The following is a 12965-nucleotide window of genomic DNA, read 5'->3' on the forward strand; positions in this document are numbered from 1 at the left end:
GAACCATGATCATCGAAAACGTTCTCTTCGCCTTCCAGGAGGTCTTCCACTGGAAGAACCTCGGCCTGATGTTCATCGGCACCACGGCAGGGCTGATCGCGGGCTCGATCCCGGGCTTCACCATCACCATGGCGGTGGTCCTCACCCTGCCCTTCACCTTCGGCCTGTCGCCGGTGGAAGGGTTGTCGACCATGATCGGCGTGTTCGTCGGCGGCCTGTCCGGCGGCCTGATGTCCGGCATGCTGACCGGTATTCCCGGCACGCCGTCCTCGATCGCCACGACCTTCGACGGTTTCCCGATGGCCCGCAAGGGACGGCCCGGTCTGGCGCTCGGCCTCGGCGTTTGGTCGAGCTTCTTCGGCGGTATTCTGAGCGCCGTGCTGCTGGTCACCCTGGCCCCGAGCCTTGCCAAGATCGGCCTCGAATTCGGGCCGTGGGACTATTTCGCCCTGGTGCTCTTCGCGCTGACCATCACGGCAAGCCTGTCGGGAGAGACCCTCATCAAGGGGATCATCGCCGGCCTGCTGGGCCTGTTCGTCGCCTCCGTCGGCGAGGACGAGGTCAACGGCGTCGCCCGTTTCACCTTCGGCAGCGAGACCCTGGAGAGTGGCTTTGACTTCCTGCCGGTGCTGATCGGCCTGTTCGCGTTCAGCCAGCTCCTGTCCGATGTGCAGAACACCGAGAAGGCCCGCCAGCCGCTGATGACCGGTGTCGAGGCGAAGGGCATCCGGGTCGAGCACCTGGCCGCGGTCCGGATCATCTTCAAGCGCTGGGTCAACCTGGTGCGCTCCTCGCTGATCGGCGTGTTCACCGGCGTGCTGCCGGCCGCCGGCGGCTCGATTTCCAATATCCTGGCCTATGACCAGGCCAAGAAGGCGTCGAAGAACTCCCACGAGTTCGGCACCGGCACGCCGGACGGCATCATCGCCCCGGAAGCCTCCAACAACGCCACCGCGGGCGGCGCGCTGATCACCATGATGGCGCTCGGCATTCCGGGCGACGTGATCACCGCCGTGATGCTCGGCGCGCTGCTGATCCACAACGTGCAGCCGAGCCCGACCTTCATCACCGAGAATCCGGATCTCGCCTACGCGATCTTCATCGCGTTCTTCCTGGCTCATTTCATCATGATCATCATGCAGGCCTTCTGCCTGCGCGCCTTCCTTCTGGTGGTGCGGATCCCGATGTACATGCTGGCCGCGGTCATCCTGGCCTATTGCGCGATCGGCGTGTTCGCCCTGAACAACATCCAGGAGGATATCTGGACGCTCTTCGTCTTCGGCCTGATCGGCTATGCCATGAAGCTGCTGGGCTTCCCGCTGGCGCCGATGATCCTGGGCGTGGTGCTGGGTCATGTCGCCGAGCTCAACCTCAGCCGGGCGATCTCCCTGTCGGGCACGACGGACCAGTTCCTGCTCGACATGGTGACCCGACCCTGGGCGCTGTTCTTCCTCGTCGTGGCCGCCTTCTCGGTCGTCTTCCCGTGGTACCAGAAGGCGCGTGAGCGGGCCGCCTGGACGCTCGGCTATCTGCCGGCGCTGATGGTCTGCCTTGCGGTACCGATGGCGATGATGGAGGGCTGGCCGCGCACACTTATCGCAGTGGTATTGGTGCTGGGCGCGGTTTATCTTCTGCTCCAAAGCGCGCGTCGCGGATGGAGCGTTAGCACCGACGACGCCGCCTGATCCGTCAAACGGCCGGCCGGTATTCGTCCCGACGCCGGCCACCACCTGCAATCCCCTGGGGAGCGTCATGTCGCGTTTCGAGATTCAGAACCCGTATCTGCTGTTCCTGGGCGACGCCCCGGACCAGCTGGCCGCCAAGACCGCGAACGGCGTGAAGGTGTGGCGCCCTGACTGGTGTCTCGGCCAGTTCCGCTTCCCGGCCTGCAAGGCCGATCTCGGCCTGCCCGACATGACCATCGAGGAAGCGGCCGCCGCCGGCGTGAAGACCGTCATCCTCGGCGTCGCCAACCGTGGCGGCTTCATCCCGGACGCCTGGATCGTCGAGCTGGTCAAGGCGCTGAACCTGGGCATGGACATCGCCTCGGGCCTGCACACCCGGATCACCACGATCCCGGCGCTGAAGGAAGCCGCCGAGAAGAACGGCCGCAAGCTGTTCGACGTGCGCCACCCGACCCGCGACTACCCGGTCGCCAGCGGCGTGCCGCGCACCGGCAAGCGCCTGCTGACCGTCGGCACCGACGTCTCCGTCGGCAAGATGTTCACCACGCTGGCCATCGAGAAGGAGATGCGGGACCGCGGTATGAACGCCGACTTCCGAGCCACCGGCCAGACCGGCATCTTCATCGCCGGCTCGGGCCTGTCGGTCGACGCGGTGATCGCCGACTTCATCTCCGGCTCCATCGAGTGGCTGGCGCCTGAGAACAGCGAGGACCACTGGGACCTGATCGAGGGCCAGGGCTCGCTGTACAACGTGTCCTACTCCGGCGTGACCCTGGGCCTGATCCACGGTGCGCAGTCCGACGCGCTGGTGATGTGCCACGAGATCGGCCGCCCGCACATGCGCGGCCTGCCGGACTACGAGGTCCCGGCGATCCCGACCGCGATGGACACCATCCTGCACATGGCCAAGATGGTGAACTCCGACGTCAAGTTCGTCGGTGTGTCGCTGAACACCTCCAACGTCACCGCCGAGGAGGCCGAGGCGTTCAAGAAGAAGACCGCCAAGGAGACCGGCCTGCCGGTCGTCGATCCGCTGAAGGACGGTGTGGCGCCGATCGTCGACAACATCGTCGCCAGCTACTGATCAGATGACGGCGATCGCCGACCTGCTGCGCCCGGTCCTGGAGGATCGGGCGCGGGCGGGGGCGACGATCCTCTATGCCCATCTCGCCCATGCCGCCGGGGTCCCGTCCCCGCACTCGATCCATAAGACCGGCGAGGCATTGGAAGTGCTGATGGAGCAGGATGCCGCGCACGGCCGCCCTCTGCTGGCGGCCGTCGCCATCTCCAAGGCCCGCGACGGCGTGCCCGCCCCCGGGTTCTTTCAGAAAGCCTCCGAGCTCGGCCTGTATTTCGGCCCCGACCGCGGCCCGCAGGCGGCGACCTTCCATGCGCTGGAACTGGAGAAGGTCTGGGCGGCGTATAGGGAATGACTTAGGTCCTCCCCGTCTTCCCGGACGTGATCCGGGAACCAGACAGAGGACAAGCCGGAACATTCGAAGAATAGCCCGAAGCGTTCCATCGGCGGCGTCTCTGGGTCCCGGAGCACGTCCGGGAGACGCGTTCTTGTTCGCGTCCTCCGTACGCCCCCGTCACCGCCGCCCGGGCCAGGCGCGAAACAGCGGCACCATGAAGACCAGGCAGGCGATCAGGAAGGTGACGCTGCCGCCGATCGCCAGCCAGTCTTCCGCCCGCCAGGAGGCGGCGATGAAGAACAGGGCGGAGACGACGAACACCAGCCACCCGGCCATGTGCCACCACCAGTTGGCCAATGGGCTCACGGCGGCCTCCCTCGGTTTACGTCACCCCGTCGGTGCCGGCACCGCACACGATCGTGCAGACGGTTTCGCCGGCCGCCACACGGACCGCGCCGTTCATCAGCGCGGCCACGCCCGCCGCGCCCGCCAACTCGGCTCCGATGGCGCATTCCGCCCAGAGCCAGCGGGCCGCCGCATACATCGCCTGGTCGTCGACCAGCACGATATCGTCCACATGGGCGGTGATCAGGTCGTAGTTCAGCTGTTCGCTGCGCCGCGGCGCAAGCGTGCCCGCCGCCGTGGCGATGGCGTCCAGGGTGACCAGACCGCCGGCCTTGCGGCTCTCGTAATGGGTCGGGGCGCCGACCGGCTCGACGCCGATCACCTTCACCTGCGGTCGGTCCGACTTGATGGCCGTGGCCACGCCGGAGATCAGCCCGCCACCGCCGATGGCGACGACGACGGTATCGACGTCCGGCACCTGATCGAGGATTTCCAGGCCGAGCGTCCCCTGGCCGTTGATCACGCTCTCCGGCGCGAAGGGATGGACCCAGGTCATGCCCTCTTCCTGCGCCCGCGCCATGGCAGCGACCGCCGCCTCGTCGAACACGGAGCCCTCGATCACCACCTCCGCTCCCCAGCGGCGCAGGCTCTCGGCCTTGGCCGGCGGCGCGGAGCGGGGCAGGTAGACCACCGCCTTCGCCCCGCCCATCCAGGCGGCATAGGCGACGGCGAGGCCATGGTTGCCGCCCGAGGCGGTGATCAACCCGCGCGACACCTGCTCGGCGCTGAGCGACTTCAGCGTGTTCACCGCCCCGCGCACCTTGAACGAGCCGGTCGGCTGCAGAAAGTCGAGCTTGAGGGCGAGCCGGCCCTCGGTCACCGAATTGAGCAGACCCACCGGCTCCAGCACCGGAGTGGCGCGCACATGGCCGGCGATCCGGGCCTGGGCGGCGCGGATGGTGTCGAGCGTAACCGTCATCAGATCGTGATTCCTCCGTCTACGATCATGGCCTGACCCGTGGTGTAGGCGCTTTCGTCGCCGGCGAGATAGACCGCCATGGCGGCGATCTCCTCGGCTGTGCCCAGCCGGCCGAGCGGCTGGCGGGCGATGAAGTCCTTGCGCGCCTGGACCGGGTCGTCGAAGGCGTTGATCCGGTCGTCCAGGGAGGGCGACTGGACCGTGCCTGGGCAGATCGCGTTGCAGCGGATGCCCTGGCGGATGAAATCGGCGGCGATCGACTTGGTGAGGCCGATCACGGCGGCCTTGGTCGTGCCGTAGATGAAGCGGTTGGGGATGCCCTTCAGGTTGCCGGACACCGAGGCCATGTTGATGACCGAGCCGCCGCCGTTCTCCAGCATTGCCGGCAGGAAGGCGCGGATCATGCGGTACATGGCCCGCACGTTGAGATTCACCGAGAAGTCGAAGGCGTCCTCGTCGCAGTCCAGGATGGTGCCGTGGTGGACGAAGCCGGCGCAGTTGAGCAGCACGTCGACGGCGCCGACTTCCCGGGCCGCGGCCTTGACCGCCTCCGCATCGAGCACGTCCAGCTTGCGCGGAGTGATCCCGGCGATGGCGCCGATTTCCGCCAGGGTCCTGTCATTGATGTCGGTGGCGATCACCGACGCCCCTTCCCGTGCGAGGGCCTCGGCGCAGGCGCGCCCGATCCCCTGCCCCGCCGCGGTGACGAGCGCGGTCTTGCCGCTGAGCCGGCCTGCCATGGTGGTGTCCTCCCGAGTTTCTTGTCGCTGGCGCAGTTAGCCCGGCGGCACGGGGGAGGGCAAGGGGGCTCAGTCGGACGGGGCGGGTTGGAATGACGGGACTGGTTGGGGTGACGGGACTGGTTGGGGTGACGGGACTGGTTGGGGTGGTGGGCTTGTGCCGGCGCCGTCGGCCTGGTCCTGACGTGCGTCAGGACGACGGCGACTTTCTTTCGTCATCCTGATGCAAATCAGGATCAAGCGTCTCCCCGATCAACCGTTTCGACGCCCGGCATCGGCCACAGCTCGGACCACGCCGGATTGGCCTGCTCGATCAGCTCGACTTTCCACGCGCGGCGCCAGGCCTTGAGCTGCTTCTCCCTCAGGATGGCTTCGGTCATGCGGGCGAATTGCTCGACATAAACGAGCCGATGCAGCCGGCAGCGGCGCACGAACTGCGACCCCTCGCCGCGGCGGTGCTGGAGAATGCGCGAGACCGGGTTCGCCGTCACGCCGATGTAGAGCGTGCCGCGCCTATGGTTCGTGAGGATGTAGACCGTCGGCTGCATGCCGAGGGTATGGGAGGCGCAGGCCTGCTTCCCGGCGGGATCCGCGCGTTGATCCTGATTTGCATCAGGATGACGGGGTGAGGATAGGGCTTAGGTACTCCCCGTCGTCCTGGAATTCTCCCCGTCGTCCCGACTTGTATCAGGACGACGGGAAAGATGACGCCCTCTACCCCTCAACCTTCGGCTTGCGCATCACGGTCACGTCCGGGACCACGCCGTCCACCTTGGCCACCTGCACGAGCGTCGAGTGCGCCGTCGGGCCCTGGCCGAGCCTCGACGTCCCCCGGTCGCGGGTCAGGACGTTCGGATTGCCGTGGACTTCCAGTCCGCCCGGAGTCTCCGGGTCGTACCAGGCGCCGGTGGAGAGCTGGATCACGCCCGGCATCACCTGATCGCTGACGATCGCGCCGGCGAGGCAGGCGCCGCGGTCGTTCCAGACCCGCACGATGTCGCCCGACGAGATGCCCCGGGCCGCCGCGTCGTCGGGATGCAGGGTCATCGGCTCGCGCCCCGCCACCTTGGAGCCCTGGCTGACCTGGCCGCAGTCGAGCTGGCTGTGCAGCCGGGTGCGCGGCTGGTTCGACATCAGGTGCAGCGGGAACTCCTGCGCCCTCTCCGCCCCCAGCCACTCGTCCGGCGCGCGCCAGACCGGATGGCCCGGGCAGTCGTCATAGCCGAAGCCGTCGATGGTCTCCGAGAAGATCTCGATCTTGCCCGACGGGGTCTGCAGACGGTGCGCGTCCGGATCGGCGCGGAACTCCTCCAGCATCACCATCGGCTTCTCGGGATCGGGGAGCTCCACATGCTCCTGCTCCCAGAAGGTCTCGAAGTCCGGCAGCTCGAACCCGGCCTCCGCCGCGCGCTGGCGCGACTGGTCCCAGAGATGGCGGATCCAGTCCATCTCGTCGCGGCCCTCGGTATAGCGCTCGGCGAAGCCGAGGCGATCGGCCAGCCCGGTGAAGATCTCGTAGTCCGGCCGGCTCTCGCCCACACGCGGGATCGCCTGCTTCATCGCCGAGGACAGCGGCTCCCAATGGGTGATGGACAGGTCGTTGCGTTCCAGCGCCGTGGTCGACGGGAAGACGATGTCAGCGTGCCGCGCCATGGAGGTCCAGAAGATCTCGTTGACGATGATCGTGTCCGGCTTCTGGAAGGCGCGGACGAGCTGGTTGATGTCCTGGTGGTGGTGGAACGGGTTGCCGCCGGCCCAGTAGACCAGCTTGATGTCGGCATAGGACCGCCGCTCGCCGTTGTAGTCGTATTCCGCGCCGGGGTTCAGCAGCATGTCGGAGATGCGGGCGACCGGGATGAAGTCGCTGACGTTGTTGATGCCCTGGGGCACCGACGGCCAGTGGAACTGCTTCACCGGGTTGCCGATGCCGTTCTCCGAGCTGTAGCCGAGGCCGAAGCCGCCGCCCGGCAGGCCGATCTGGCCGAGCATGGCGGCCAGCACGACGGTCATCCAGATCGGCTGCTCGCCGTATTCGGCGCGCTGCATCGACCAGGTCGAATTGATCATGGTGCGCTTCGACGCCATGCGGCGCGCAAGGTCGCGGATGGTGTCGGCGTCGACGCCGCTGATCTTGGCGGCCCAGTCGGCGGTCTTCGGCTGGCCGTCGGTCTCGCCGCGCAGATAGGCCTCGAACGGTGCGAAGCCGGTGGTGTAGCGCTCCAGAAACGCCTTGTCGTGCAGCCCCTCGCTCAGCAGCGTATGGGCGAGCGCCAGCATGATCGACATGTCCGAGCCCGGCCGCGGGGCGATCCACTCGCCGCCCAGATCCGGCGGCAGGTCGGAAAGGATCGGGCTCAGATAGACCAGCTCGCAGCCGGCATCGGCGCAGTCGCGCAGACCGTGATAACAGGTGTGTCGGCCGACGCCGCCGGAGGTGACCTGGGCGTTCTTCACCGGCATGCCGCCGAACATCACCAGCAGTTCGCAATGCTCGGCCAGGACCGGCCAGGTGGTGTGGGTGTTCAGCACGTCGCGGAACGGGCCGACCACATACGGGGCGATCGCCTCGGCCGCCGCGTAGGAATAGGTGCCCCGGTGGGAGACATAGCCGCCGAGCTGGTTGAAGAACCGGTGGATATGCGAGTTGGCATGGTGGAAACGCCCGGCACTCGCCCAGCCGTAGGAGCCGGCATACATCGAGCCGTTGCCGTGCTCGTCCTTGACCCGCTGCAGTTCCTGGGCGGCCATATCCAGCGCCTCGTCCCAGGGCACGGCGACGAACGGCTCGTTGCCGCGGCCGGTGCGGTCGCTGTTGTGGCGCTTCTCCAGCCAGCCCTTGCGGACATGCGGGCGGGCGACACGGGTCTCATGGGTCACCGCATCGACGATACCCGGGCCGATGATCGCCGGGGCCGGATCTTTCTCGTAGTCGTGCACCGCGAGCAGCCTGTCGCCTTCGACCTCGGCGTAATAGGTGCCCCAATGGGTGGCGGTCGGAATCAGGGTACGCTTGATCGCGGTGCTCATGTCTTTCGTCCTCTCCCGTCGGCCGATCAGGCCAGCGCGGCCTCGATGACCGCCGCCTGCTCCGCCTTGTGCCACACGCCCCAGCCCACGGCCGGGGACGGTGCGGCATCGCGTCCGACATAGGTGGCACGAGCCCCGGACTCGCGCAAGCCACCGAGAATGCGGGCGAGATGCGGATCCAGGTGGCGCCAGGCCCCCATATTCTCCGGCTCCTCCTGGGCCCAGACCACCTCGGCCTCGGGATGCTTCTTCAGGATCTCGGCAATCGCCGTCTCCGACACCGGGTACAGCTCCTCGATCCTCACCAGGGCGATGTCGTCGATCCCGCGCTCCCTCCGGGCGGCGGCGAGATCGAAATAGGTCTTGCCGGAGGTCAGCACGACCTTACGGGCGTCGCACTCCACCCCGGCGTCGTCGATCACCGGACGGAAGCGGGTGCCAGCCCCCATCTCGCTCAGCTTGGACTGGGCCTCGGCATGGCGCAGGCCGGACTTGGAGGTCAGCAGCACCAGCGGCCGGCGCCAAGGCGCCAGGAGCTGCCGGCGCAGGGCGTGGAACAGGTTGGCCGGCGACCCGCAGGCGACGACCGAGATATTGTTGCGCGCCGCCATCTGCAGAAAACGCTCTGGCCGGGCCGAGGAATGCTCCGGTCCGCCGCCCTCGAGCCCGTGTGGCAGCATCAGCACCAGACCGGACTGGCGCAGCCACTTGTCATCGCCCGCCACCAGGAACTGGTCGATCACCGCCTGGGCACCGTTGGCGAAGTCGCCGAACTGCGCCTCCCAGCAGACCAGCGCGTCGGGATCGGTGATCGAGATCCCGTACTCGAAGGCCATGCAGGCCTCCTCGGTCAGCGGACTGTCGGCGAAGGTCAGGTGATGCGGGCTGGTGGCGAGCTCGGCGAGCGGGGTGTGCTCCGCGCCGGTCTTCTGATCGAACACCACGGCATGGCGCTGGGAGAAGGTACCGCGCCGGCTGTCCTGGCCGGTCAGGCGCACCGCCTTGCCGTCCTCCAGCAGGGAGGCGAAGGCCAGCGCCTCGGCCGTGCCGAAATTGATCCCGTCGTCCAGGGTGTCGAGCCGCTCGCCCCATTGCCGGGCGATCTTGGCGTTCAGCGCGAAGCCCTCGGGCACGGCGACACTGGCCTCGGCGAGACGGCGCAGGCGGGCGGCGCCGACGCCGGTCACCGGCACCGCGCCCTCGCCCACCGTCGACAGGCTCGACCAGCGACCCTGCAGCCGGTCGGCCGCGTTCGGCTTGTAGCTCTTCGCCCGGTCGAAGGCGTCGTCCAGGGTCGACCAGTGGCTCTCGACCATCGCCTGTGCATCGGTCTCCGACACGACACCGGCGGCGGCACAGGCCTCGGCATAGCGCTGCGGGATGCCCGGGGTCTCGGCGATGCGGGTGTAGCGCACCGGCTCGGTGAACATCGGCTCCTCGAGCTCGTTGTGTCCCCGGCGGCGGAAGCCGACGATGTCTACCAGGATGTCCTTGCCGAATTTCCGGCGGTATTCGAGTGCGATCCGCCCGGCTCGGGCACACGCGTCCACATCTTCCGACGACACATGGATCACCGGGGCGCCGATCGCCTTGGCCACGTCGCTGGGATGGCGCGAGGAGCGGCCATGCTCCGGCTTCACCGTGAAGGCGAGCTGGTTGTTCACCAACACATGCACCGAACCGCCGACGCCATAGGCCGGCAGGCCGGCGAGCTGCAGCATCTCGGCGATCACGCCCTGGCCGGAGAAGGCGCCGTCCGTGTGGATCAGCAGCGGCAGCACGCGCGCGGTCGGATCCGCTTCACCATCTCGGCGGCGCAGGTCCAGAGTCGCCCGCGTCTTGCCAAGGGTGACGGCGGACACGATCTCCACATGGCTCGGGTTGGACGGCATGGTCAGGCGGATGCGCCGCTCGGTGCCGTCGGCGTCGGTGAAGCTGCGCTCGCCGGTGAAGCCCAGGTGATAGGGCACGTCGGACGAGGCTTCGGTTCCTTCCGGGACCTGCGGCGTGCCCAGCAGTTCGGAGAAGGCGGCGGTCAGCGGCTTGCCGACCAGCCGGGTGATCAGGGTCAGGCGACCGCGGTGCATCGGCGCGATCACCGCCTTGTCCATGCCCGCGCGGGCGGCGTCGCCGACGATCGCCTCCAGCAGCACGATCAGCGACTCAAGCCCTTCCAGGCCGAACCGCTTGTTGGTCGGCAGGCGCTTGTTCATGAAGGTTTCCATCGCGTCCGCCGCCAGCAGCGCGTCGAGACGGCCGCGCCGCTCGTCGACCGCCGGATCGGCGTACAGGCCGCCTTCCACCGCCTCGATCAGCCAGTCGCGGGCCGCGCGGTCCTCCACGTGCATCACCTCGGCGGTGAACCGCCCGCCCCAGGCGGCGCGCAGCCGTGCCTCCAGGTCTCGAGGCGTGGTGCCGGCCACCGGCGTGTCGAGATCTCCGTCGTCCAGGCCATGCGCCGACGGCGACAGGTCCGGATGCCCCGGCGCCTGATTCAGATCCAGTGGATCGAGGGACGAGGCCAGATGCCCGTACAGGCGCCACGCCGTCATCAGCCGCTCGCAGGCGACCGCCAGCCGCCCGTCGCCGGCGGCTTCGGACCGGACGCCATCGCTCCGGTCGGCATAGGGCGCGAACATGGCCCACAACGACGGATCAACCGAGAGCGGGTCCTTCAGGAAACGGGCGTAGAGGTCGTCGAGATAGCCGGCGCCGGCTGTGGGAAGGGTATTCATGGGGGTCCGAAATGGTCGGTCGCGGGAGTTTTTCAGATTGTATGCAGCTGCATGCCACCATCTTTACAGACCTGCCTCGAGCCGCCTAGCCTTCGGATTCTCTTAACAAAACGGATCCGACAGCTCATGGATGAACATTGGAGCGTGGCGGCCCACCGTCACTTGAAAGCCGCGGGCGTTCGCCAGATCGGCTATGTGCCGGACGGCGGTCTGCGCCTGCTGATCGAACGCTGTCTTGGTGACAACGAGATCGAGACCGTCATGTGCGCGACCGAGGAGGAAGCCGTCGGCCTGTCCGCCGGGGCCTGGCTCGGTGGGCAGAAATCGGCGGTGTTCATGCAGTCCAGCGGTGTGGGCAACACTATCAACGCGATCGCCTCGCTGATCTCCTCTGCCAACTTTCCGTTCTTCGCCATCGTGACGATGCGTGGGCAGTGGGGTGAGGGGAATCCGTGGCAGGTCCCGATGGGTCAGGCGGTGGTCCCGACCCTGGAAGCGGTCGGGGTGAAGACCTTCCTCGCCGAGAGCCCGGACGCGGTCGACATGATGATCGAGTCAGGCCTGCGCATGGCCTATTCCACCGACACGCCGGTCGCGGTTCTGGTCGGCCAGAAGGTGATCGGCTCCAAGATCTGGACAGCCGGAAAGGCGGTGAACCAATGAGCGCAATCTCCCTGCACCGGCGCGACGTTCTCGGCGCCGCCATGGCCGAGCGCGGCGACACCCTGTTCGTCTCCGGCCTCGGCTCGACCACCTGGGATCTGGCCTCCTTCGGCGACCGGCCGGAGAACTTCTATCTCTGGGGCGCGATGGGCAACGCCACGATGATCGGCCTCGGCATCGCTCTGGCCCAGCCGGAGCGCCGCGTGGTCGTCATCACCGGCGACGGCGAGATGCTGATGGGCATGACCAGCTTCTCCACCATCGGCGCCAAGCGGCCCTCGAACCTGGCGATCTGCGTCATCGACAACGAGACCTATACCGAAACCGGCCGGCAGCCGACGGCGACGGGCCTTGGCACCGACCTGTCAGCCGTCGCGGCCGCCTGCGGCTTCGCCAAGACGGCAATGATCCGCACCGAGGCGGACGCGAAGGGGTTGGCCCAGCTGCTGTTCCGCGACGCCGGACCGGTCTGTGCGGTGGTGAAGGTCGTGGACGAGGACCTGCCGATGACGGTCCCGCCGCGCGACGGTGGATACCTAAAGACCAGGTTCCGCATCGGACTGCTCGGCGAGGAGGTCGCGACACGCCCGTGACGTCGGCCGGCATCCCGTATAATATGGTGCCGGAACGGACAGATTTTAAACCTAAAGGGGCCACCTGACCGCAACCTGACGGGTCAGCCGCCTGAAGTCAGAGCCGGAAAGCAGCGCGCTTTCCGGCCGCGACCCCAGCGACATGAACGACAGCAGATTCCCGGTAGCCCGAATGCCTTCACCCTCCGATATGGACCGCAGCGGCAGCCCGCCCAGACGCCGCCCGTTCGACACCGGCCTTCATCAGTTGGTCACCGACCGGATCTCCGAGAATGTCCAGTCCAGGCTGCGGCTGGAGGCGATCGACGATTACACCCGGGAGCGCCTGAAGATTTTCCAGCCGAAGATCGCCGACGAGATGTCCGCGATCCTCTCGGACTTCTACCGGCACATGATGCAGTTCCCGCAGACCCGGAAATACCTGCAGAACAGCGACATCAACGCTCTGAAATCCCGCCAGATCCAGCATTGGGAGCGCCTGTTCTCCGCCGAGTTCGACCGGCCCTACATCGCCTCGGCCGCCCGGATCGGCCTCGTGCACCATGCGATCGGCCTGCCGCTGCACCTGTACCTGTCGGGCTACAACCGGGTGCTCTGCGACCTGACGACCCTGGCTATCCGGCACCATTCGGGCTCGCTGTCCGCGTCGGATACCGTCAATGCCATCATCAAGGTGGTCTCCCTGGACATGGACATCGCCATCTCTTGTTATTTCCTCGCCGAGATCCTGCGCCTCAAGCCGGAGGAGCAGAACCTGGGGCTGGTCTGACACCGCCGGCCGGG

Annotated in this window: 12 protein-coding genes; 6 read left to right on the forward strand and 6 right to left on the reverse strand. The window is 67.4% G+C overall.

Annotated elements, in window-relative coordinates; genetic code table 11:
- Positions 1-5 precede the first annotated feature (5 nt).
- The 3 genes from BLS34_RS22245 (at position 6) to BLS34_RS22255 (ending at position 3118) form a co-directional block, all read left to right on the forward strand.
- Complete coding sequence (locus BLS34_RS22245) at positions 6-1685, forward strand: tripartite tricarboxylate transporter permease (RefSeq protein ID WP_093153984.1); 1680 nt, start codon at positions 6-8, stop codon at positions 1683-1685.
- A gap of 67 nt (positions 1686-1752) precedes the next feature.
- Positions 1753-2769 carry an N-acetyltransferase DgcN gene (gene dgcN / locus BLS34_RS22250; protein ID WP_093153987.1) on the forward strand — a complete coding sequence of 339 codons (1017 nt, stop codon included), beginning with the start codon at positions 1753-1755 and terminating at the stop codon, positions 2767-2769.
- A gap of 4 nt (positions 2770-2773) precedes the next feature.
- On the forward strand, positions 2774-3118 hold the full coding sequence (locus BLS34_RS22255) for a hypothetical protein (RefSeq protein WP_093153989.1): 345 nt from the start codon (positions 2774-2776) through the stop codon (positions 3116-3118).
- A 159-nt stretch (positions 3119-3277) separates the two neighbouring features.
- Here the strand turns inward: BLS34_RS22255 and BLS34_RS25615 are convergent, their stop codons facing one another.
- The 6 genes from BLS34_RS25615 to BLS34_RS22280 form a co-directional block, all read right to left on the reverse strand.
- Positions 3278-3466, reverse strand: coding sequence for a hypothetical protein (locus BLS34_RS25615; protein ID WP_028795181.1), 189 nt, complete (start codon positions 3464-3466; stop codon positions 3278-3280).
- 16 nt (positions 3467-3482) lie between these two features.
- Positions 3483-4424 (reverse strand): threonine ammonia-lyase, encoded by a 942-nt coding sequence (locus BLS34_RS22260; protein ID WP_093153992.1) that lies wholly within the window; start codon positions 4422-4424, stop codon positions 3483-3485.
- Positions 4424-5164: an SDR family oxidoreductase gene (locus BLS34_RS22265; RefSeq protein WP_093153994.1), complete on the reverse strand. Its 741-nt coding sequence runs from the start codon at positions 5162-5164 to the stop codon at positions 4424-4426. The genes BLS34_RS22260 and BLS34_RS22265 overlap by 1 nt, the downstream gene beginning before the upstream one ends.
- A 236-nt stretch (positions 5165-5400) precedes the next feature.
- Positions 5401-5712 (reverse strand): GIY-YIG nuclease family protein, encoded by a 312-nt coding sequence (locus BLS34_RS22270; protein WP_093153997.1) that lies wholly within the window; start codon positions 5710-5712, stop codon positions 5401-5403.
- A 166-nt stretch (positions 5713-5878) separates the two neighbouring features.
- Positions 5879-8191, reverse strand: coding sequence for a molybdopterin guanine dinucleotide-containing S/N-oxide reductase (locus BLS34_RS22275; protein WP_093154000.1), 2313 nt, complete (start codon positions 8189-8191; stop codon positions 5879-5881).
- Between the two features lie 26 nt (positions 8192-8217).
- Positions 8218-10926 (reverse strand): 2-oxoglutarate dehydrogenase E1 component, encoded by a 2709-nt coding sequence (locus BLS34_RS22280; RefSeq protein WP_093154002.1) that lies wholly within the window; start codon positions 10924-10926, stop codon positions 8218-8220.
- Between the two features lie 126 nt (positions 10927-11052).
- Between BLS34_RS22280 and BLS34_RS22285 the strand changes: the two genes are divergently transcribed.
- The 3 genes from BLS34_RS22285 to BLS34_RS22295 all read left to right on the forward strand — a co-directional run bounded on the left by BLS34_RS22285 (position 11053) and on the right by BLS34_RS22295 (position 12951).
- Positions 11053-11589 carry a thiamine pyrophosphate-binding protein gene (locus BLS34_RS22285; RefSeq protein WP_028795187.1) on the forward strand — a complete coding sequence of 179 codons (537 nt, stop codon included), beginning with the start codon at positions 11053-11055 and terminating at the stop codon, positions 11587-11589.
- Positions 11586-12182, forward strand: a complete 597-nt coding sequence (locus tag BLS34_RS22290; RefSeq protein ID WP_028795188.1) for a thiamine pyrophosphate-dependent enzyme — start codon at positions 11586-11588, stop codon at positions 12180-12182. The genes BLS34_RS22285 and BLS34_RS22290 overlap by 4 nt, the downstream gene beginning before the upstream one ends.
- Before the next feature lie 172 nt (positions 12183-12354).
- The gene (locus tag BLS34_RS22295; RefSeq protein WP_175474346.1) at positions 12355-12951 is read left to right on the forward strand and encodes a protoglobin domain-containing protein; all 597 of its coding nucleotides are present in this window, start codon (positions 12355-12357) and stop codon (positions 12949-12951) included.
- The last annotated feature ends 14 nt before the right edge of the window (positions 12952-12965 follow it).

Origin of the sequence: Thalassobaculum litoreum DSM 18839, assembly GCF_900102465.1 — a bacterium.
GTDB classification, from domain to species: Bacteria; Pseudomonadota; Alphaproteobacteria; order Thalassobaculales; family Thalassobaculaceae; genus Thalassobaculum; species Thalassobaculum litoreum.